The organism is Bacteroidota bacterium, assembly GCA_018266835.1.
Lineage (GTDB): Bacteria > Bacteroidota > Ignavibacteria > Tepidaquicellales > Tepidaquicellaceae > JAFDZO01.
Genome location: JAFDZP010000002.1, coordinates 402,645 through 422,883, shown reverse-complemented (window position 1 = coordinate 422,883; position 20,239 = coordinate 402,645). Strand labels below are relative to the sequence as shown.

General features: G+C 36.4%; 19 protein-coding genes and 1 tRNA gene. 12 read left to right on the top strand and 8 right to left on the bottom strand.

The annotated features are described in order from the left end of the window. Nucleotides 1-287 precede the first annotated feature (287 nt). The 5 genes from JST55_03690 to JST55_03670 form a co-directional block, all read right to left on the bottom strand. A complete protein-coding gene (locus JST55_03690; GenBank protein ID MBS1492585.1) occupies nucleotides 288-2,345 on the bottom strand; it encodes a M13 family metallopeptidase in 2,058 nt (685 codons plus the stop codon). A 65-nt stretch (nucleotides 2,346-2,410) separates the two neighbouring features. Further along, nucleotides 2,411-3,160 (bottom strand): hypothetical protein, encoded by a 750-nt coding sequence (locus JST55_03685; GenBank protein MBS1492584.1) that lies wholly within the window; start codon nucleotides 3,158-3,160, stop codon nucleotides 2,411-2,413. A gap of 18 nt (nucleotides 3,161-3,178) precedes the next feature. Further along, entirely contained in the window at nucleotides 3,179-4,276 is a 1,098-nt protein-coding gene (locus tag JST55_03680; protein MBS1492583.1) for an alpha-hydroxy-acid oxidizing protein, read from the bottom strand. Nucleotides 4,277-4,279: 3 nt separating this feature from the next. Next, the gene (locus JST55_03675; protein MBS1492582.1) at nucleotides 4,280-5,230 is read right to left on the bottom strand and encodes a methylenetetrahydrofolate reductase; all 951 of its coding nucleotides are present in this window, start codon (nucleotides 5,228-5,230) and stop codon (nucleotides 4,280-4,282) included. A gap of 6 nt (nucleotides 5,231-5,236) precedes the next feature. Beyond that, nucleotides 5,237-6,214, bottom strand: a complete 978-nt coding sequence (locus JST55_03670; protein MBS1492581.1) for a PD40 domain-containing protein — start codon at nucleotides 6,212-6,214, stop codon at nucleotides 5,237-5,239. Between the two features lie 191 nt (nucleotides 6,215-6,405). On the opposite strand from JST55_03670, the gene arfB reads away from it, so the two are divergent. Then, nucleotides 6,406-6,822 (top strand): aminoacyl-tRNA hydrolase, encoded by a 417-nt coding sequence (gene arfB / locus JST55_03665; GenBank protein MBS1492580.1) that lies wholly within the window; start codon nucleotides 6,406-6,408, stop codon nucleotides 6,820-6,822. Beyond that, complete coding sequence (pgeF, locus tag JST55_03660) at nucleotides 6,812-7,558, top strand: peptidoglycan editing factor PgeF (protein ID MBS1492579.1); 747 nt, start codon at nucleotides 6,812-6,814, stop codon at nucleotides 7,556-7,558. Before arfB ends, pgeF begins: the two co-directional genes overlap by 11 nt. Here pgeF and JST55_03655 read toward each other — a convergent pair whose 3' ends face one another. Next, on the bottom strand, nucleotides 7,559-8,428 hold the full coding sequence (locus JST55_03655) for a site-2 protease family protein (protein MBS1492578.1): 870 nt from the start codon (nucleotides 8,426-8,428) through the stop codon (nucleotides 7,559-7,561). It lies immediately after the preceding gene. A gap of 323 nt (nucleotides 8,429-8,751) precedes the next feature. Here JST55_03655 and JST55_03650 point away from each other — a divergent pair, with 323 nt between their 5' ends. From JST55_03650 to JST55_03640, 3 genes are all read left to right on the top strand, one after another. Continuing rightward, nucleotides 8,752-9,621, top strand: coding sequence for a TIGR00159 family protein (locus tag JST55_03650; GenBank protein ID MBS1492577.1), 870 nt, complete (start codon nucleotides 8,752-8,754; stop codon nucleotides 9,619-9,621). Next, nucleotides 9,621-10,271, top strand: coding sequence for a protein-L-isoaspartate(D-aspartate) O-methyltransferase (locus JST55_03645; GenBank protein MBS1492576.1), 651 nt, complete (start codon nucleotides 9,621-9,623; stop codon nucleotides 10,269-10,271). Before JST55_03650 ends, JST55_03645 begins: the two co-directional genes overlap by 1 nt. A 79-nt stretch (nucleotides 10,272-10,350) precedes the next feature. After that, nucleotides 10,351-10,953, top strand: coding sequence for a YigZ family protein (locus JST55_03640; protein ID MBS1492575.1), 603 nt, complete (start codon nucleotides 10,351-10,353; stop codon nucleotides 10,951-10,953). Here JST55_03640 and JST55_03635 read toward each other — a convergent pair. Further along, a complete protein-coding gene (locus tag JST55_03635) occupies nucleotides 10,943-11,866 on the bottom strand; it encodes a radical SAM protein (protein ID MBS1492574.1) in 924 nt (307 codons plus the stop codon). The genes JST55_03640 and JST55_03635 overlap by 11 nt on opposite strands. Nucleotides 11,867-12,008: 142 nt before the next feature. Between JST55_03635 and JST55_03630 the strand changes: the two genes are divergently transcribed. Further along, nucleotides 12,009-13,694 carry a hypothetical protein gene (locus JST55_03630; protein ID MBS1492573.1) on the top strand — a complete coding sequence of 562 codons (1,686 nt, stop codon included), beginning with the start codon at nucleotides 12,009-12,011 and terminating at the stop codon, nucleotides 13,692-13,694. Nucleotides 13,695-13,849: 155 nt separating this feature from the next. After that, the gene (locus JST55_03625; GenBank protein ID MBS1492572.1) at nucleotides 13,850-14,275 is read left to right on the top strand and encodes an EVE domain-containing protein; all 426 of its coding nucleotides are present in this window, start codon (nucleotides 13,850-13,852) and stop codon (nucleotides 14,273-14,275) included. Nucleotides 14,276-14,424: 149 nt separating this feature from the next. Here the strand turns inward: JST55_03625 and JST55_03620 are convergent, their stop codons facing one another. Continuing rightward, on the bottom strand, nucleotides 14,425-15,888 hold the full coding sequence (locus JST55_03620) for a T9SS type A sorting domain-containing protein (protein MBS1492571.1): 1,464 nt from the start codon (nucleotides 15,886-15,888) through the stop codon (nucleotides 14,425-14,427). Between the two features lie 529 nt (nucleotides 15,889-16,417). Between JST55_03620 and JST55_03615 the strand changes: the two genes are divergently transcribed. From JST55_03615 to JST55_03595, 5 genes are all read left to right on the top strand, one after another. Then, nucleotides 16,418-16,801, top strand: coding sequence for a 30S ribosomal protein S12 (locus JST55_03615; GenBank protein ID MBS1492570.1), 384 nt, complete (start codon nucleotides 16,418-16,420; stop codon nucleotides 16,799-16,801). A 31-nt stretch (nucleotides 16,802-16,832) separates the two neighbouring features. Next, nucleotides 16,833-17,303, top strand: coding sequence for a 30S ribosomal protein S7 (gene rpsG, locus JST55_03610; GenBank protein MBS1492569.1), 471 nt, complete (start codon nucleotides 16,833-16,835; stop codon nucleotides 17,301-17,303). Between the two features lie 107 nt (nucleotides 17,304-17,410). Continuing rightward, the gene (gene fusA, locus JST55_03605; protein MBS1492568.1) at nucleotides 17,411-19,504 is read left to right on the top strand and encodes an elongation factor G; all 2,094 of its coding nucleotides are present in this window, start codon (nucleotides 17,411-17,413) and stop codon (nucleotides 19,502-19,504) included. Between the two features lie 270 nt (nucleotides 19,505-19,774). Next, nucleotides 19,775-19,848, top strand: a tRNA-Ile gene (locus JST55_03600). Between the two features lie 34 nt (nucleotides 19,849-19,882). Beyond that, complete coding sequence (locus tag JST55_03595; GenBank protein ID MBS1492567.1) at nucleotides 19,883-20,122, top strand: GIY-YIG nuclease family protein; 240 nt, start codon at nucleotides 19,883-19,885, stop codon at nucleotides 20,120-20,122. Nucleotides 20,123-20,239 lie beyond the last annotated feature (117 nt).

Genomic DNA, 20,239 nt, shown 5'->3' with positions numbered 1-20,239 from the left:
ATTGAGCTGTTTCTTAAAAATGCTGAAAATGTTGTCCAAAAAAATTACAACATTTTCACTTGACATTTAATCCCGTTTTTTTCAATTTTGTATAAGTTTGAATCTCATAATCAAACTACATAAATAGGGTTAAATTTACATAAGATTCTCTTTTTGTTTTAGGGGGACAATGAGAGATACAGGAAGCAGGTCAAATGACCTGCTTTTTTGTTTTATGGCAGATTTTGGGCATAAAAAAAGCCCTGTATTTGCATGCAGGGCTTTAAAAACTGCTTATATAATCTATTTTACCAGATTCTTACTCTCTTATCCTTCGGTCTTGCAATCGGGTCAGTATCTTTTATGCCAAATGCATCATAAAACGGCTGAAAATTGGTCAGATTTGCATATCCTCTGAATTTACCGGGCGAGTGTGAGTCCGTCTTTAATCTAAGTCTTTGCTCCTGGTCAGTCATGTTATCTCTCCAAACCGTTGCCCATGCAAGGAAGAATCTCTGCTGCGGAGTGAATCCGTCAATCTTCGGTTCGTTGCCTTTAAGAGTTTTAAGGAATGATTTATAAGCTATCACCATTCCGCCAAGGTCGGCAATATTTTCGCCGAGTGTCAATTGACCATTAACGTGTGAAGTATCCACTGCAACATATTCATTGAACTGCTCAACGACTTTATCGGCTCTCATTGTATAGTTCTTTGCGTCTTCTTCAGTCCACCAGTCAGTAAGGTTTCCGTCAGCATCGTACTTTCTGCCTGAGTCATCAAAGCCGTGAGTAATTTCGTGGCCGATAACTCCGCCGATGCCTCCATAGTTCAGAGCATCATCTGCATTCGGATCAAAGAAAGGCGGCTGTAAAATTCCTGCAGGGAAAGTGATATCGTTCTTTGAAGAGTTATAAGAAGCGTTTACCAAGTGCGGGAACATGCCCCACTCTTCGCGGTCAACAGGCTTGCCGATCTTATTCATGTTGCGTCTGTAATTGAATCTGCGTGCGTTCATCATATTTTCAAAGAGTGTGTTGCTGCGGTTTATATCAAGTGCAGAAAAATCTTTCCACTTATCCGGGTAGCCCATCTTCACTCTGAAAGTGCTGAGTTTCTTATAGGCTTTTTCTTTTGTTGCAGCGCTCATCCAGTCAAGCTCTCCGATTGTTTCTTTCAGAGTAGCAAGAATGTTCTTTACCATATTATTTACTTTCTCTTTTGCAGCGGGACTGAATGCTTTATCAACATATAATTTTCCAAGTGCTTCAGCCATGGTTCCGTTTACAAATCCCAGTGCTTCTCTCCATCTGGGCTGTTGTACCTGAACGCCCGAGAGATATTTTGAGAAAAACTCAAAATCTTCATTGGTAAAATCAGAGCTAAGATAATCAGCCGTTCCGGAAATCAATCTCCACTTGAGATAGATTTTCCAGTCGTCTAGTATGACCGGACCTTTGCCGAATTTATCATTGAGGAATGCATAGAATCTCGGAGTGCCTACGTTAATTCCGTTATCAAAGATGGACGGGTCTGCAGCAACTTCTATGAAATAATTTGTCCAGTTTATGTTCGGAGTCATTGCTCTGAAATCTTCGATGGTCATTTTATGATATGTAGAATCAGGATTTCTCATGGAAACTCTCGGCATAAAGTTCGTAGCCCATTCGGTCTCGAATGCTAAAATTCTTTCAGCGTAGTTTCTTGAAGTTGCTTCATCTATACCTGTAAGCATAAACATTTTAGCAGTGTGGTCAACATATTTTGCTCTTATATCTTTTGAGCGGTCATCTTCTTTTAAGTAATAATCTCTATCGAAGAGTGTAATGCCGCCCTGATTAAAGTTGGGAATAATGTTAGAGCTATTCTTATCATCCTGGCCGGCAAATACTCCGAATGAATTTCCGATTCCGTTCATCTGAAGGAAGGCAATTGTTTTGATCAGGTCATCAGTGGATTTAACGGCATCTATTTTATTGAAGTAGGGAATTAAAGGATTGAATTTATCGGCTTCAATTCTTGCAGTATCCATTGCAGTGAAGTAAAGGTCACCGATTTTTTGAGTGTTGCTTCCCTGAGGAGCAGTTCCCTTAGCTGCTTCTTCAAGAATCTCTTTTATAATTTTATCGTTGTTTACAGTTATTTCAGAGAAAGCTCCCCAGCGGCTGTACTGCGGAGGAACGGGATTATTTTTCAGCCAAGTGCCGTTAACATATTTATAAAAGTCATCACCCGGTTTTACGGATTGATCCATATATTCCACTGAAAAACCTTTTAACTGTTTAGGTTTATCATCATCCTGCGAAAATACAGACGAGTTGATTACAAATAATACAAATAAAGAAAGAAGAAGTGAAATGTTTCTCATTTTCATTTTAAGTTTAAGCAAAGTTGTATGTAATAAAATATCGGTTGGGGATTTCTTTATAGAAATTAATCTATTACTAACAGAAGAACTGAATAAACTGCGCAGCCAGATGCGAAGCCGAAAAACTTGCTTTGTCTTTCGTCAGGAAGTTCTTCTTTAATTATGTTGAGTATCATGCCGCCTGCAATAAAGGCAAACATTATAGATAGAACTAATTTGGGTACATCAAAAAATACTCCGCAGAGCCAGCCCAGAAAAACAGCAGAAGATAATATCCATCTGCCGGAGCGTAAATAAAAATGTTTGAAATGATTTCTTAAAGAATAATCATTAATCATCATGTGTGTTGCCATCGCTACAAAAAAGAACAGTAATGATTTTAATCCCGGTGTTTCCCTATGTAAAAGGAAGTAACCAATCTGAAAATTATAAATTGCAAATGTTACCAGATGAACAAGGAATACATTTCCTTCGGCGTAGTCTTTATTGTTGTAACGTATATTTTTCTTTCTGGAAACCATTGCAGCGGATTCCAATCCATAAAATAATATAAATCCAATTAAAGAAATAAGATAAATGTGATAGTCAAAATAATCTATAATAGAGGTATGCAGCTGCGATATATCATTCTGCGCATCACTGAGCTCGGGAAAAACATGAATGAATACATACGAAACTGAAATGCCCCCCGAGAATGACAGCCAGAAATATTTCCGTCTGGTTAAATTGGTGAAGTATGCACCGCTGAATGCGTGAACAAAAAAGAAAATGACAGCAAGAAAAAAGGTGAGTATTATTCTGAATGAATCAGACATAAAATTGTTTGCAAAAGATTATTTTTTAAACGGTAGAGATACTAAGTCGCGTGTAATATCTTTTACAGTCGGAGTTCCTGATAAAGCCATGGCAAGGTCGAATTCTTTTTTAAGTAATGAAAGTACAGATGAAACTCCGTCAGAGCCGTTACATGCAAGTCCCCATAAAACAGGACGTCCGACTAATACTGCTTTTGCACCGAGCGCAACTGCTTTTAAAATATCGGTTCCTCTTCTTATGCCGCCGTCAACCAAGACTTCTATTCTGTTATCAACTGCTTCAGCTATAGAAGGAAGGACTTCAATAGTAGCAGGAGATGTATCAAGTTGTCTTCCGCCGTGATTTGATACAACAATACCTTTTGCTCCGTGTTCAATTGCCCGTAGGGCATCATCGGGACGAACTATACCTTTTAAAATAATTGGAAGCTTTGTAATGGAAGTAAGCCATTCTATATCTTTCCAGTTAAGGGATTGGTCAAGCATTTCGTTGAAGTATAGGGAGAGTCCGGAGTCAGGTTTGTTATCAACACCTTCTTGGGGTAATTCTTCTTTATTATCAGGCATTAAGTTTATAACTGAAAGTCCCTGCGGTAATTGAAATTTGTTTTTAACATCCTTCTCACGCGTTCCAAGTAAAGGTGCATCGACCGTAACAACAATTGCTTTTGCGCCTGCTTGTTCAACTCTGCGGACAAGTTTTTCAGTTACTGATTTATCTCTGAACACATATAGCTGAAACCAGAAATTTGACTTACAGCTTTTACTAACTTCTTCAACTTTTGTATTAGATAATGTAGAGAGGCACATGATAGTATCGACATTCATAGCAGCCTTTGCTACTGCGCATTCACCTTCATCATTAGCCATTTTATGAAACGCTGTGGGAGCGATTATAAGCGGGAAAGAAATCTTCTGACCGAGAACTTCCGTTGAAGCATCTCTTTTACTTACATCTATTAAAACTTTGTAATGTATTTGTATTCTGTTATATGCTTCGCGATTATCTCTTAATGTAATTTCATCGTGAGCGCCGCTTGAATAATAATCGAATGCTGTTTTATGTAATTTAGTGCAGGCGTGGTTTTCGTACTCAAAAAGATTTGTAAAGTCCATACATCATAATTTCAGTTTTTTGAAAAGCAGCTGTATAGGTTTTACATATTGCATTATGTAGAAGTGAATTGCAGGTGCGCCGTTATTGAGTAACTCTTCAACTTGCTTGGCTGCCCATTCTACTCCGATATCGAGAACATGTTCATTCTTAGCTTCAAAAATTTCTGATGAAAGGTCTTCAGGGATATCAATATAGAAGTTCTTAGGAAGATTTGTAAGATGCCCTTTATTTGAAATTATTTTTAAACCGGGAATAATAGGAGCGGTAATGCCTTCGGCTCTGCATTTGGCAACGTAATCAAAATAGTGATTATTATTAAAACACATCTGCGTTACTATATAATGAGCGCCTGCATCAATTTTTTTCTTTGTAACGGAAACATCGAGTTTTATATTTGGAGATTCAAAATGTTTTTCAGGGTAGCCGCCGATACCAATACAAAAATTCGTTCTGCTGGCATCAAGTAAATCTTCTTCCAGATACTTGCCTTCGTTCATTCTGTTTATCTGCTCTATCAAATCTATAGAATTTTCATTGCATGAACGGCCTTCAGGAATCGGTTTTGTATAACCTGTATCGTCACCACGAAGTGCCAGAACATTTTCAATTCCTAAATAATTGAGTTCTATGAGTGCATCTTCAGTCTCTTCTTTCGTAAATCCCTTGCAAAGGATATGAGGAACTGTATCGATATTATATTTATTTTTGATAGCAACACTGATGCCTATTGTTCCGGGTCTTTTACGTTTGACTTTTTTACGAATACCTGATGGTGTTTCTTCGTAGTGCATTTCAGCAGCATGTGAAGTAACATCTATGAATGGCGGATTGTGTTTTATAAGCTCGTCAACAACTTTGAATAATTGCTGAATATCTCCGCCTCTGCGAGGCGGAATAATTTCATAACTTATTAACGGATTTTTTGCTTTTGCTAAGTGCTCTGTAACTTTCATTAAAGATTATTGATTCAAAATATCGGGGTGGAGATTGAATCCGGTGGTTGCAATTAGTTTGATATCGCCGGTAGAAATATCTACTATTCCAATACTATATTGTTCACTTTCGGTTTCGGCATCATAAATTATTCTATTGTTATCTGCCCATTTGAAAAGTCCCAGGTCACCACCTTTAATACCTAAGTCTTTTTTGTTGGTACCGTCGGCATTCATAGTGTACAACTTTACTCTTTCACCTTTTATAACTGCAAAAGCAATCTTGCTTCCGTCAGGAGAAAATTTCGGTTGAGTTGCACTTGGAATATCTTTTGTAAGAGCGCGTTCTTTTCCGTTTTCATATAGATAGATTGTACCATTGAGGTTCATATCAAATCCGGCATAAACATATTTTGTTTCATCAGGTGAAATATCGGGTTCAAGGTTTGCATCTTTATTCACACTGATTTTTCTGGTCGGATTATCAGTCGTATCGTTCAAATCTCTCAGCATAATAGATTTTCCGCCATCCTGAATAGCAGAATAAATCATATAATTTCCATTAGCGGAAAGAATTGCCTGATTCGAGTAATTACCGTCTGATAAGAGGAATGGTTCTGTTTCTTCAAGTCCGAGTGCGTAAATTGAATTAACTCCTTCGTAATCTGAAATGAAAATTATTTCATCGTCTGTCTGTGTAAATGCAGGTGTGATACCTTTCCACATGAAACGGTAATCGCCTGTTTCAATATTGTCAATTAAATAAACCTGTTCGTCAGTTGTTGCAAAAACAATCTTAGTTCCGTCATGCGACCACTTTGGATTAACACAATTCACTTCCATTGTAATTATCTGCTTCTTATCTGAGCCGTCATCATTCATCGTAAAGATTTGGAGGTAACCATTGCTTGACTGATTCGATGTGTAAACAACTTTATTGCTTTGCGCAAATAAATTGATGCTGCCCAATAAAATTATTAGGCAAGATAAAATTATTTTTTTCATAGTTTTTAAAATAGTTAGATTGATTTACTTTTGAAAGATATAAACGAGTGGGGCAAAAATTATTTATAGAATTAAACTAAATTATAACATTAAAGTTCCAAGCTTACTTATAGCAATTTATATACGTTAAATCTTCTAATTCTTTTGATTTTTATTATTTTTATATTAAAAAATCGAAATTTATTTTGCAGATGAATATTAAAGAAAGAGACTTTACTAAGGAAATAGAAATAAAAGCATCACGTTCTTCCGGTAAAGGCGGACAGAATGTAAATAAGGTCTCTACTAAAATTGAACTCGTTTTTGATGTCAATAATTCAGAGTTGTTAACCGATGAAGAGAAATTTGTAATAAATCAAAAATTAGCGAACCGGATTTCAAAAGAAGGTAAGCTGATATTACAATCCCAGGAATCCCGCTCCCAATTAATGAATAAAGAAATTGCCATTGAAAAATTATATGAACTTCTTGAAGGAGCTTTAAAGAAGGAAAAGCCCCGCAAAGCGACAAAGCCATCCAAAGCGAAGAAAGAGCAAAGGCTGCAGGTGAAGAAAGTTATTTCAGAGAAAAAGAAGAGCCGTAATTTTAAAAAGTTTAATGACGATTAGTCTCATGAATGTTGTAAGACCTGATATAATAAAAAAATATCCTGAACTTTTAATTGCCATAAGCACAAAGGACGGGGGAGTATCACCTGCGCCTTACTATTTGAATCTTGGATTAAGTGTCGGTGATAAAGAAGAGAACGTTCTTGAAAACAGAAAAAGATTCTTTCAGTCTTTAGAGATCCCATTAAATAGAGTAGTGATGCAGAAGCAGATACATTCAGATAATATTAATGTAGTAAGTGAATCATGTTTTATTCAGGACAGTGATGCATTAATTACCAATGAGAAAAATCTGTATCTTGCAATAAGTATTGCTGACTGCATTCCGGTGTTTTTATATTCGCCAGATAAAAAAGTTGCTGCAGGAATTCACTCGGGATGGAAAGGGACTGAATACAAAATTTCACAAAAGGTAGTTGATAGAATCGTAAGTGAATATAATGTAGAGCCTGCAGAAATGATTGCATACATAGGTCCGGGAATATCTGTCGAGAATTACGAAGTGAGCAAAGAAGTTGCTGAGATGTTCAATCCCACTAGTTATAAAATTGTTGAGGGGAAATATTATATGGATTTAAAGAAAGATATTTATGAGCAATTAATAAGCGCAGGATTAAAGAAAGAGAACATTGAAATTACGGAATACTGTACATTCAGGGATAAAGAATTATTTCATTCTCACAGGAGAGAAAAAGGATTAACGGGAAGAATGTTAGGAGTAATTGGAATGAGATAATTATTTTAAATAAATCGGTACGGGAGTGAATGATAAAATTAAAATCAAATAAGTAAACCAGCCGATTGCCATTCTTGTTTTATTTAACGGCTCAGGGTCGTGGTCCACAGTAGGCGGGTGTTTTATTTTTATCGCGAATGTTATTAGCAAAGCCCAGACTAACCAGTTTAGTGAACCAATCTCAATATTAATTTCAAGCAAAGGAAGAAGACCTAAAACACCCATGATAAACAATATTCCCACTACAATATGTCCTATGATAGTTGAGTTTTTACTGCCGAACATTGTATATGAAATATGGCCTCCGTCCAGCTGACCTGCAGGCATCATATTAAGAGCAGTGATAAGTAAACCAAACCATCCTGCACATAAAAAGGGATAATGATAGACTTCATTCATCGGAGGCATAAATCCGGATGGCGAAGCAAATAATCTTTCAAAAGTCCAGAATAGAATATTATAACCAAATGATTCGCCCTCAACCAACACGCCTTTCATAGCATAGTCAGGATGAATTTTGAACAAATATTCTATCGATGGCAATGTAGTGAAACCGATTATAAGAATAATAACTGATGCAATCCATCCCGCTATAGGACCTGCTGAGCCGATATCAAATAATGCCTTTCGTGTCGATGCTCTTGACCGCATTCTGATAACAGCACCCATGGTTCCAAACGGATTCAAAAACAAAAATGGAAAAGGAATATAATATGGAAGCGTTACATCAACTTTATGTATTTTAGCAGCGAAGTAATGACCGAACTCGTGAGCGGAAATTATAAATAAAATAAGGATTGAGTATGTAAGGCCGAGAGTGAAATTCTGCGGGTCGTAAGGGTCTCTTCCTCCCCAGAAAACTCCGCCCATTGTTGTAGTGATAAAAGTTAAAACAAAAAGTCCAATGTGTAAAAGATAGTTGTCTTTTTTCTTTTTTACTTCGAAGTCAGGAAATCTACTTCTGAATTCTTCTTCAAATGCTAACCTGTTAAGCTCGTCTGTGTTATTTAAATCCTGGTTCTCTTTGTTTTCCATCTTGTACAAAATACATTACTATAAAAATTAATCAATTTAAAAAGAAGTGCTTGTTAATGTTACTACGAAGAATGCAGTTAATTAGTTCATTAAAAATGAATTACTGCAAAACAATTCTTTACACTGAAAAAAAATATTTAATTGAGTAACTTGAAAATATGGAATTATTCAGCATTGGTTTCGTAACGGTAAAGCTTATTGATATAATTGACATTATAATTGTCTCCTATATCTTTTACCGTTTATTCAATGTAATGAAAGGAACTATCGCTGCACAGATCTTTATTGCGTTGGTTTTTATCGTCGGGATTTCCATTCTTGCACAGGCTTTAAACTTTCAGGCATTGGGCTGGCTTCTTGGCAGAGTTACGGATATCTGGGTAATTGCCTTCATTATTTTATTCCAGCCGGAAATAAGAAGACTGCTTCTTATCATAGGTAAAACACGATTCACAAGAATTTTCACACGCGCAAATACAAGCGAATATATTGCGGAGATAGTAGACTCCTTAATGGAAATGAAAGACAAAGGCTGGGGAGCATTGATAGTAATAACACGAACTACGGGTTTACAGAACGTTGTTGAAACGGGTGAAAAACTTGACTCAAAAATTAATAAAGAACTTCTCATTTCAATATTCAATCCAAAATCTCCGCTGCATGACGGAGCAGTAATTATTAACAATAATAAAATAGAAGCGGCAAGGTGCACACTTCCTTTGGCAGATGTATCTAAGTTAGGTGTAAGAAATTACGGAACAAGACACAGAGCAGGTGTAGGAATAACGGAAGAGTCCGATGCAATCTGTTTAATTCTTTCAGAAGAAAGACAGGTTATTTCAGTTGCAGAAGACGGTAAAATAAGAAGAGTAAAAGATAAGAATGAACTTACAGATATACTGAACAACACTATTGCAAAAACAAGCATGGCAAAATCTGTAAGGACAATTTTTGACGATGCAGAGAAGTCTGTTACAATTCCGGGTGAAAAGAAGACTGAAGCAAAAAAGGAAGAAGAAGAAAAGTGATGGATTTACACTCGCAGAAAAGGAAAGAATTAGTTAGCATACTCATAAGGCACGGGATAAAAGATAAAAAAGTACTTGAAGCAATCGGCAAAGTTAAACGCGAGCTATTTGTATCTTCCGAAATGAAAAGATACGCTTACGATAACTCTGCTCTACCCATCAGCGGGGGACAAACAATTTCACAGCCGTACACTGTTGCTTACATGACGGAGCTTTTAGATGTAAGACCCGGAGACAAAGTCCTTGAAATTGGAACCGGCTCAGGATATCAGGCAGCAGTCTTATGTGAGATGGGTGCGAAGGTTTACTCTATTGAAAGAGTATCTGATCTCTTTGAAAACACGGCTAAAAGATTTGAGAAAATGGATTATCACATCACAATGAAATTAGATGACGGCACAGTTGGCTGGAAAGAATTTGCGCCGTATGATAGAATCATAGTTACTGCCGGCAGTCCGAAGATACCAAAACAGTTAACTCTGCAATTAAAGAACGAAGGCATAATGGTAATTCCAATCGGCGATCAGAAGCTGCAGCAGATGGTTGTTATAAAAAAATCCGAAGGCAAAGACGGTAAGCCTGAGTACTCAATAAAAAAATATGCCGAGTTTAAGTTTGTTCCTTTAGTCGGTGAAGATGCATGGAAGTGATTTGTCGTTCTTCGTTATTTGTTTGTCGTTTATCGTCAATCAATACGAACAACGAGTTACGAATAACAAGTAACGAAAAATGATAATTGATTCTTATAAAACAATTCTCTTACCCGCTGAAGCGGAACTGAAAGTCTCCAAATCAAAATTTATATCTCAGATTTATCCTGTCTCAAATTCAGAGGATGTAAACCAAACATTAATAGCTGCGAAGAAGAAGTATTATGATGCTGCACATCATCCCTATGCTTATCGTCTTGGCCTTGATGAAAACAATTTCCGTTACTCAGATGACGGCGAGCCTTCAGGTTCCGCCGGTAAACCTATTATGGAAGTAATAGATAAATTTGAACTGACTAATGTTCTTTTAATTGTAACCCGCTACTTTGGGGGTGTGAAGCTCGGTGTTGGCGGACTTCGCCGCGCAATTTTTGAAGCATCGGAGCTTGCAGTACAAAATTCCGAAATCATTACTAAACAAATTACAGAAGATTTTAAAATCGAATTCGATTATAAATACATTGGAGCAGTTATGAATTTCTTAGAGAAAGAACAAATAATAATTACATCGAATACTTCAGATGATAAAGTAAAACTTGAGTGCTCTGTTATCGTTTCTAAGATTGATAAGTTTAAAGATGAGCTTGGGAAATTGACGAATGCAAGCGTATCTATCTCTTAAACGGCTCAATTCTATCGGCAAAGTTTGGTCGGTAATAATTTTCACTTTCAAATTCCTGCAGGTAGCCGTTCTGTAAATTCAGCTCGTCCATCCAGTCCAATACTTTATCATACTCTCTTTCTCTTATGTTTCTTGAAAGCAAATCAATCGTTAACGCTTTATGCGTAGGATAATACTGCGACATTATTGAGAGGTGAATATTATTATCAAGCTCTGCAATAAATTTTAATGTGTCATAGCTTCCTGCTAAATCATTGGGAAGAATCAAATGCCTTATTATAAGTCCGCGCTTCATTAAATTATTTTCCATTATTACTTCGCTTCCTGTTTGTCTATGCATTTCAACTATTGCTGCGCGTGAGTGCTCTACATAATTTTTAATCTTTGAATATTTATATCCGTATTCGTTATCTGCATATTTCAAATCGGGCAGATATACATCTATTATTCCATCAAGCAATTTTATTACTTCAACAGAGTCATAGCAGTTCGTATTATACACCAAGGGCAGTTTTAATCCCATAGGGACTGCAAGCTCAAGCGCCAGTACAATCTGCGGAACGAAGTGAGTAGGGGATACAAATCCTATAGCGTTTACATTTTTGCTTTGAAGCTCTAGCATCATTTCGGCAAGGCGTTCAATGCTTACTTCATTTTTTATTTCAAGCTTATGGTTCTGCGAGATTTCATAATTCTGACAGTAAACACAGCGGAGATTACAGTTGCCGAAGAAGATATTGCCAACTCCGTTCTCATTGCCGTGTTCTTTCATTCCTACAAGTACTGGCTCTTCACCAAAGTGAACGCAGTGTGCAGAAACAACAGGTTTAAATCCCGAGTAGCATGCTGCAATTTTATTCTCCAGACGGTTAACTTTACAGTCCTTCGGGCAGATGTTACAGTCAGCAAGCATTTGCTTCAGCACTTCTGCTCTTCTTGAAAGCTCACCCGATTTATATAATTTTATGTATGATGGTTCAAACAATTCTGCCAAATAATGTGCATTAAAAATGTGATTCAAACTTACTATAATAAAGCAAAACTAAAAATCCAATTTGAACAAGTTAATATCCCTTCTATCTATAATTATACTTTTTTTTATCTGTAACCCGGGCTATTCGCAGGAAGATAATATTCCTCTGTCAAATCCTGTTTATGATTACCTTAAGATAATGTCAGTCAAGCAAGTCATTGGAACAATTAACGATGATGATCCGAACCTATCACGTCAGAATGTAAGAGATTTCCTTTATGAGATAGATTCCAAATCTGATGAGCTTTCTAAAGTTGAAAGACAACTTCTTGCTAAGTACAAACTGGAATTTCTCCCCGAAGAAAGAACGTCTGAAAACACAACTCAGTTTTTTGACGGTGACGGCAAATTTTCAAAGCGCGTCAAGGATATATTTTCAGATAAGAAAAAGTACATTTATACCTATGAAAAAGATGAAAACAATTTGTATGTAGATTTATTCGGTAATCTTGTTTTTGCAAAAGAGTTCAAACCATACAGTGACTCCGTTTCATATCTGTTCGATGGCGGCTTCAGATTTCAGGGTACAGTTTTTAACCACCTCGGCTACAACTTAATGTTTCAGAAAGGGGCAATTTCAAAATCACCGACGCTTGCAATACGAGTTGACCCGCGTTTAAAGAACGATTATAAATTTCTTGAAAACTATGATAACATTCAGAGCTACGATTTCAACGGGGGATATCTTCGATACAAAACTTCTCCTATGGAAGGAATGGATATCTCAGCGCAAATCGGACGCGAGCAGCTGAAATTCGGCTTTGGTTACGGAGAGCGTTTAGCTCTCTCCGGTAACGGTCCAGATATGGATTTTATCAAATTCAATTTCAAATATGGTATTATAAATTTTACTTCCATTACTGCTTCAACAGTAGGTGAGTTTCACAGGGACCTTGATTCAAACTATTCCAAATACTGGGCGGCAAACATGCTGAAACTTTCTTTCCCGAAGCTGTTTGATATAGGTATGGGAGATATGGTTATTTATTCACGCCCTCTTGATTTAGGATACCTGAACCCGCTCATATTTTATAAGTTTGTAGAGCACTCTTTACAGGATAGAGATAACGGATTGATATTTTTTGATTTCCAGACTCATTTTTTAAAGAACATTCAGTTCCAGGCAAACTTTCTGATGGATGAAGATTTCATTGGACAGCTTTCGAATCTTAACAGGTACAGTAATAAAATCGGATACCAGCTTGGCACATATTTATATGAGCCTGCAAACATAAGAAATCTTTCATTGATTTTTGAATACACAAAAATAAGGCCATTTGTTTATACACATGTTAATCCTAAAAACACATATACATCTTACACTGAAATTCTCGGTAACTCCATAGGACCAAATGCCGACCAGCTAAGTATAAATGCTATCTACAATTTTTCCGATAGGCTGCAATTAAATCTTCTTTTCAAAAAAATCAGAAAAGGCAACAACATACTTGATGCAAACGGCAATCTTGTAAAGAACGTAGGCGGAGATGTATTCCAGACTTACAGATATGATATTGACCCTGAAGATATGTACTTCCTTGACGGGGAACGAGTAAACACTAATGTCTATGCAATGGATTTAAAATACGAGCCGATTACCGGCTTTAATTTCCATTTAGTCTATAATTATATTGGAATGAGCAATATTACCAAGGACACTTTTTCCGATGTATCATTTGCTTATTTGAAATTTAACCTGGAATACTAAAAGTTTCGCGAAATTCCGAAGAGTGAAAATAATTATATGTTAATCCAATTGCTTATTTCCAGATTATGTAAAGTCGATTTTATCTTACTGAATTAACAACTACATAATTGAACGAAATCATTATCTTTTTTCTTAAAAAAGGAAATTTTTGAGCAATGCAGAATTCTCCTAAATACTGGGTTGTTGTTGCCTGCAAAGACCATATCATGAAAGGCGTCGAAGGCTCCTTCATGCAGGCAAACCACGGCAAAGAAGCTCCATTGAAACGAATAAGCAAATGGGACTGGGTTTTGTTCTATGCCTCAAAACAGGGAATGAACGATAAGGCTCCTTATCAGAAATTCGTTGCAATCGGCGAAATTCCCGATGAAAACATCGAAAAAGTCCAAATGTCAGGCGATTTTGAGCCATTCCGGCGAAATATCAAATTTAAGAAATCAAAGGAAGTTGAGATTCGTCCTTTGATTGAACAGCTTGAATTTATAAAGAACAAAAAATCATGGGGATTTATTTTCCGCTTCGGATTTTTTGAGATACCGGAGCATGATTTTGAGCTGATATCTGCTTTGATGCTTTCTTAGTATTAAGTAGTAAGTATAAAGTAGAAAGTAACATTATTGGGAACATTTATTTCAATTTGAGTTTCCCAACGAGGATGCTGGGAAACAGGGAAATTTTCCTTGATACAACGAGCAACGAACATCAAATAACTATAAACGAATAACGCCCGTTATTTCAGCAGCACCATTTTTTTCGTCTCTGAAAAATCATCTGCCTGCAGGCGGTAAATGTATGTGCCTGAGGGCAGTCCGCTTCCGTCAAAATTGATTGAGTAGTTTCCCGCGCTTTGTTTTTCATTCACAAGCTCTTTTACTAATCTTCCGTTTACATCATAGACATTCAAAATTACATAGCTGTTAATTGTTAACTGATAATTGATAATTGTAGAGGGGTTGAATGGGTTTGGGTAGTTTTGCTGTAATAAAAATTTTTTAGGTATTTCATTTGAATTATTGTTTATAAAAGTTTCTCCGCCATTACTTGTTAAATAAATTGTTGCAGAGTTTGTTAAGTTACCACCTCCAACAAAGTATTTTCGAGTATTAGCTAATTCCAACCCATTAGGCACTTTTGTATTATCAGCAATAAAAGTTCTATTCCAAGTTGTCCCATAATCAGTTGATTTAAGAATTACAATTTTATCAAACTGCATACCCGAATTAGTATAACGTAATTTATTCCCGCTAATTATTCCTAATCCGTTAGGTAGAAATTTTACAGCTCGTAGAAATGTCGTATCGGAAATAGACGAAGAGATGCTAAACCAGCTTTCTCCTCTATTGGTAGTTTTATACATAGAGCCCCCATATTGTGCATTTACGCTTGGATTTGTATTTCCAACTACAATTCCGGTATTAGTATTTATAAAACTTATGGAGTTAAAAATACTCACATCTGGAAATATTTGATATGTCCAGGTATTTCCAGCATCCGTGGATTTCAAGATAATTCCCGAATACGAAGGATCAGTATATCTAGAGCCAACTGATATTATGTTTAATGAATCAATTAATTTAATTGAAGTCATATACCAAGCATCGGAAGGTAGATTCATAAATTCCCAGTTTTGTCCGGCGTTTGTAGTTTTTACTATAGCCCCAATAGGGCTTAAGTTTCCAATACTACAATTAGCAAATCCATAATTTCCGTTAAGAAAATCTATCGTTGTAAAATACTCAATACTGTTTGGGGTAATTCCTTGGGTTCTCCAAGAAGCACCATAATTTGTACTTATTAAAAACACGCCTCTATAAGCTGATCCACCGGCAAAAATTTCTTTAAAACCTACTGGAAGAGGTCGCACGATTGTTCTCAGCGCATTATTAGGGACATTTTGTTTTACGTTACCACAAGCATAAAATAAGTTTGGAGAAATAATTTTTGAACCTATAATTGTGTTTGTGGAATCCGGAATCATTGCAAGATTCCAGTTAGAACCTCCATTTGACGTATAAAAAATTCTTCCCTCTGACGAAGTTGCGTTAAAGCCGGTACTTATTCCTATTAAAGTATCTAAATAATTAATGGAATTTATTGCCATGCAATTTGACGTATTAAACTGACTTATCCATTGTGCCGATGATGTATTTATTTGTAAGAGGAAAAATACCAATATTACAAGAAATTTTACCATTTCAATTTTAATAGATTCACTGTAAAGGTATAGTTATATCAGTAAATTAAATCAAATTATAATAAGGAACAATACACAATTGGAACTTATGAAGCGGTGATTTTGTCTTATTCTTGTGGTTGTTGGTCAGGAGAGCAATCCGAAATAGCGGACTTTTGAACCCGCCCCTTATCCTCATTCCCAATCCGCCGCGGCGGATTGGGAATGTTGTTTCAGTATTGTACTTCCCAACGGGGACGTTGGGAAGTAGTTGCTAATACAACTAAAACAGTGTCTTTCATTTGAATTTGATAATCACTATATTTGTTGATTACAGTGAAATAAGCTTTCCGTAGTACGTGGGTAATGAACCGGCCAAGTCCGCTTTATTATCTGGAAAGTGAAATTATCAGGATGTCCGGCCTGGACCGCTCCATATATAATTGCTCAAAAAGTGCATTCTTTAGTTTATTGACTATAGTCTCTATTCTATGTATCTTAGAGTTTTCCCAATTTTTGAAAATTTTGTAAGAAAGGTTTTTAGCATAAAGTGCCTACAATTAATCAATTAATACGTAAAGGAAGAAACAAAATCACGGTGAAATCAAAAGCTCCGGCGATGGATTCTTGTCCTCAGAAACGCGGTGTATGTACAAGAGTATATACCTCTACACCAAAGAAACCAAACTCCGCACTTAGAAAAGTAGCGAGAGTAAGACTTACAAACGGAATTGAAGTAACAGCTTACATTCCGGGTGAAGGTCATAACTTGCAGGAACACTCAATCGTTCTCATCAGAGGCGGTAGAGTAAAAGATCTGCCGGGCGTAAGATATCACATTATCAGAGGCGCGTTAGATACAGCAGGTGTAGCCAATAGAAAAAAAGCCCGTTCAAAATACGGTGCTAAAAAAGCTAAAGAAGGCGCAAAATAATTTAATCTTAAATTTTTAATATACTCAACAAATAATGAGAAGAAAAAGAGCTGAGAAAAGACTCAGAATCCCGGATTTAAAATACAATGATATTTTAATCGGAAGATTCATCAACGCATTGATGGAAGACGGCAAGAAACAAGTTGCTCAGAAAATCATGTACAAAGCTTTCGATATTATTGCGGAAAAAACAAAAGGCGAGCCTGTTGATGTTTTCAGAAAAGCTATCAACAATACACAGCCTTCAATTGAAGTCCGTTCAAGAAGAGTCGGCGGCGCTAACTACCAGGTTCCTACAGAAGTAAGACCTGACAGAAGAGTTGCTCTTGCTATTAAATGGCTTTTGACCTACACAAGAGGAAGAAACGAAAAATCAATGCCTCTTAAACTTGCCAATGAATTAATGGCAGCATCAGTTGGTGAAGGTAGTTCAGTAAAGAAGAAAGAAGATGTTCATAAAATGGCTGAAGCTAATAAAGCTTTTGCCCACTTCAAGTGGTAATAGATATTCTCCCCTTGTAATAAAACAATATCAGGATTTCACTTTTACTTATAGAAGATATAAATGTTGTAATATTTGTTAAAATTTAAAAAACAGTAACTGCAAAAATGCCAAGACAAGTCTCATTAGAAAAGACAAGAAATATCGGAATCAGTGCTCACATTGATGCCGGTAAGACAACAACAACTGAAAGAATACTTTATTATACAGGTCGTTCTCACAGAATAGGTGAAGTGCACGAAGGTGCTGCAACGATGGACTGGATGGAACAGGAAAAAGAAAGAGGTATCACAATTACCTCAGCTGCCACTACATGTTCATGGAATAATCACAGAATTAATATTATAGATACACCCGGCCACGTGGATTTCACAGCCGAGGTAGAGCGTTCATTAAGAGTTCTTGACGGCGCTGTTGCTTTATTCTGTTCTGTAGGCGGTGTAGAACCGCAGTCAGAAACCGTTTGGAGACAAATGGATAAGTATAAAGTACCAAGAATTGCATTCGTGAACAAGATGGACAGAACCGGTGCTAATTTCCAGAATGCGATTGATATGATGAAGGACAGATTAAAAGCTAATGCTGTGCCTATCACTCTTCCTATGGGAGAAGGCGATATGTTCAACGGAATTATTGATCTTATCACAATGAAAGCCAGAGTTTTCGATATGGAAACAATGGGTCTTACATTCAAAGATGGTGAAATTCCTGATGCTTTAAGAGCAGGCGCAGAAACAGCAAGAGCCGCATTATTAGAGGCAGTTGCCGATGTAGATGATAAGCTTATTGAAAAATATTTAAATCAGGAACCAATAACAGAAGCTGAAATTTTAGCAGCTTTGAGAACAGCTACAATTGATATTAAAATTGTTCCTGTTATCTGCGGTTCTTCATTCAAAAACAAAGGCGTTCAGAATTTACTGGATAAAGTTGTTGAACTTCTTCCTTCACCATTAGATGTCGGTGATATCGAAGGACATCACTTATATACAGATGACCATATTACAAGAAAAGTAAGCGACGATGAAAAATTCTCAGCATTGGCTTTCAAAATTATGACTGACCCTTATGTAGGTAAATTAACCTTCTTCAGAGTTTACTCAGGTAAAGCAGAAGCAGGAAGCTACTTATATAATTCAAACGCAGGCAAAAAAGAAAGACTTTCAAGAATTCTTCAGATGCACGCTAACAGCAGAGAAGATATAAAAGAAGTATATGCAGGTGATATCGCAGCAGCGGTAGGATTAAAATATACAAAGACAGGTGATACATTATCAGATGAATCAGATCCAATCATTCTTGAGAAGATTACATTCCCAGAACCTGTTATCTCTATTGCTATCGAGCCGAAAACAAAAGCTGACCAGGATAAACTTGGTGAATCACTCGGAAAACTTTCCGATGAGGATCCGACATTCAGAGTATCTTCAAACGAAGAAACAGGTCAGACAATTATCGCAGGTATGGGTGAGTTACATTTGGAAATTATTGTTGACAGATTAAAAAGAGAGTTCAAAGTTGAAGCTAACGTAGGTAAACCACAGGTTGCTTACAAAGAAACAATTAAGAAGAAAGTTACACAGGAAGGTAAATTCGTAAGACAGTCAGGCGGTAAAGGTCAGTTCGGTCACGTATGGATTGATGTTGAGCCAAATGAAAAAGGTAAAGGATATGTATTCGAAAACGCAATCGTTGGCGGTACAATTCCGAAAGAATTTATTAAACCTGTATCTGAAGGTATTATTGAAGCTATGAAAAACGGTGTGCTTGCAGGTTACCCTGTTGAGGATATCAAGATCAGATTATTTGACGGTTCATTCCACGATGTTGACTCATCGGAAATGGCATTTAAGATTGCCGGCTCTATGGCATTCAAAGAAGCTGCAAGAAAAGCAAGTCCTGTTTTACTTGAGCCTATTATGGATGTTGAAGTTGTAACTCCGGACGATTACATGGGTGACGTAATGGGTGACTTAAGCTCAAGAAGAGGTAAGATTGAAGGTATGTCACAAAGAAACGATGCACAGGTTATCAAGGCAACAGTGCCGCTTTCTGAAATGTTCGGTTATGCAACAACATTAAGAAGCATGACACAAGGCCGCGCAATTTACTCAATGCAGTTCGCACATTATGATGAAGCTCCGAAATCAGTATCTGAACAGATAATTGAAAAAGTTAAAGGTAAAGAAGCAGTAGCTTAATAATTATGAATTCTGAATTATGAATTCAAAATTAGCCTTACCAACGTTTTTTAAAATAAGTTGTATTTATCAGTCTTGATTTAGTAGGATTTGATAAAATTTAATTCAGAATTCATAATTTATAATTCAGAATTAAAAAAAGTTCTTTAAAATAAGTTTCAGGGTCAGTTCTGATGCAAGTCGGAATCGAACTCGTCAATTAGACACGATAAAACGTTCTATAAAATTTCATATCATGAAAAAGTTTTCCGGATATGAAATTCCCGGTCTGGGTCAGTAGCTCAGATGGTTAGAGCGCGTGCCTTATAAGCACGAGGTGGGAGGTTCAATTCCTCCCTGACCCACATTATATACTGGGTACCATTTCATTAGTTTAAAATGTATTATACTTATATTTTATACAGTAAAATATTAAACAAGTATTATACGGGTTCTACTTCAGATGTAGTAAAAAGACTTAGTGAACATAATTCAGGTAAAACGAATTTTACCAGGCAATCAAAAGATTGGGAGCTCATTAAATTTTTTGAATTTGAAAGTAAAACAGATGCCTTAAAGCTTGAAAATAAAATTAAAGCAAGAGGCTGTAAAAGATTTTTAGACTCATTAGATGGTTAGAGCGTGGCGCTTTCAGCGCCAAGGCGGGAATAAATTCCTCCCTGACCCACATTATATTTTAAAAAGAATCTTCCGGAATATGGAAATATTCCCATTGGACACATAAAATTATTTATT

Excerpts from the sequence above, each read along its gene's own strand:
- JST55_03690 (MBS1492585.1), bottom strand. The coding sequence starts at position 2,345 with ATGAGAAACATTTCACTTCTTCTTTCTTTATTTGTATTATTTGTAATC.
- JST55_03685 (MBS1492584.1), bottom strand. The coding sequence starts at position 3,160 with ATGTCTGATTCATTCAGAATAATACTCACCTTTTTTCTTGCTGTCATT.
- JST55_03680 (MBS1492583.1), bottom strand. The coding sequence starts at position 4,276 with ATGGACTTTACAAATCTTTTTGAGTACGAAAACCACGCCTGCACTAAA.
- JST55_03675 (MBS1492582.1), bottom strand. The coding sequence starts at position 5,230 with ATGAAAGTTACAGAGCACTTAGCAAAAGCAAAAAATCCGTTAATAAGT.
- JST55_03670 (MBS1492581.1), bottom strand. The coding sequence starts at position 6,214 with ATGAAAAAAATAATTTTATCTTGCCTAATAATTTTATTGGGCAGCATC.
- arfB (MBS1492580.1), top strand. The coding sequence starts at position 6,406 with ATGAATATTAAAGAAAGAGACTTTACTAAGGAAATAGAAATAAAAGCA.
- pgeF (MBS1492579.1), top strand. The coding sequence starts at position 6,812 with ATGACGATTAGTCTCATGAATGTTGTAAGACCTGATATAATAAAAAAA.
- JST55_03655 (MBS1492578.1), bottom strand. The coding sequence starts at position 8,428 with ATGGGCGGAGTTTTCTGGGGAGGAAGAGACCCTTACGACCCGCAGAAT.
- JST55_03650 (MBS1492577.1), top strand. The coding sequence starts at position 8,752 with ATGGAATTATTCAGCATTGGTTTCGTAACGGTAAAGCTTATTGATATA.
- JST55_03645 (MBS1492576.1), top strand. The coding sequence starts at position 9,621 with ATGGATTTACACTCGCAGAAAAGGAAAGAATTAGTTAGCATACTCATA.
- JST55_03640 (MBS1492575.1), top strand. The coding sequence starts at position 10,351 with ATGATAATTGATTCTTATAAAACAATTCTCTTACCCGCTGAAGCGGAA.
- JST55_03635 (MBS1492574.1), bottom strand. The coding sequence starts at position 11,866 with ATGCTTGCTGACTGTAACATCTGCCCGAAGGACTGTAAAGTTAACCGT.
- JST55_03625 (MBS1492572.1), top strand. The coding sequence starts at position 13,850 with ATGCAGAATTCTCCTAAATACTGGGTTGTTGTTGCCTGCAAAGACCAT.
- JST55_03620 (MBS1492571.1), bottom strand. The coding sequence starts at position 15,888 with ATGGTAAAATTTCTTGTAATATTGGTATTTTTCCTCTTACAAATAAAT.
- fusA (MBS1492568.1), top strand. The coding sequence starts at position 17,411 with ATGCCAAGACAAGTCTCATTAGAAAAGACAAGAAATATCGGAATCAGT.
- JST55_03595 (MBS1492567.1), top strand. The coding sequence starts at position 19,883 with ATGTATTATACTTATATTTTATACAGTAAAATATTAAACAAGTATTAT.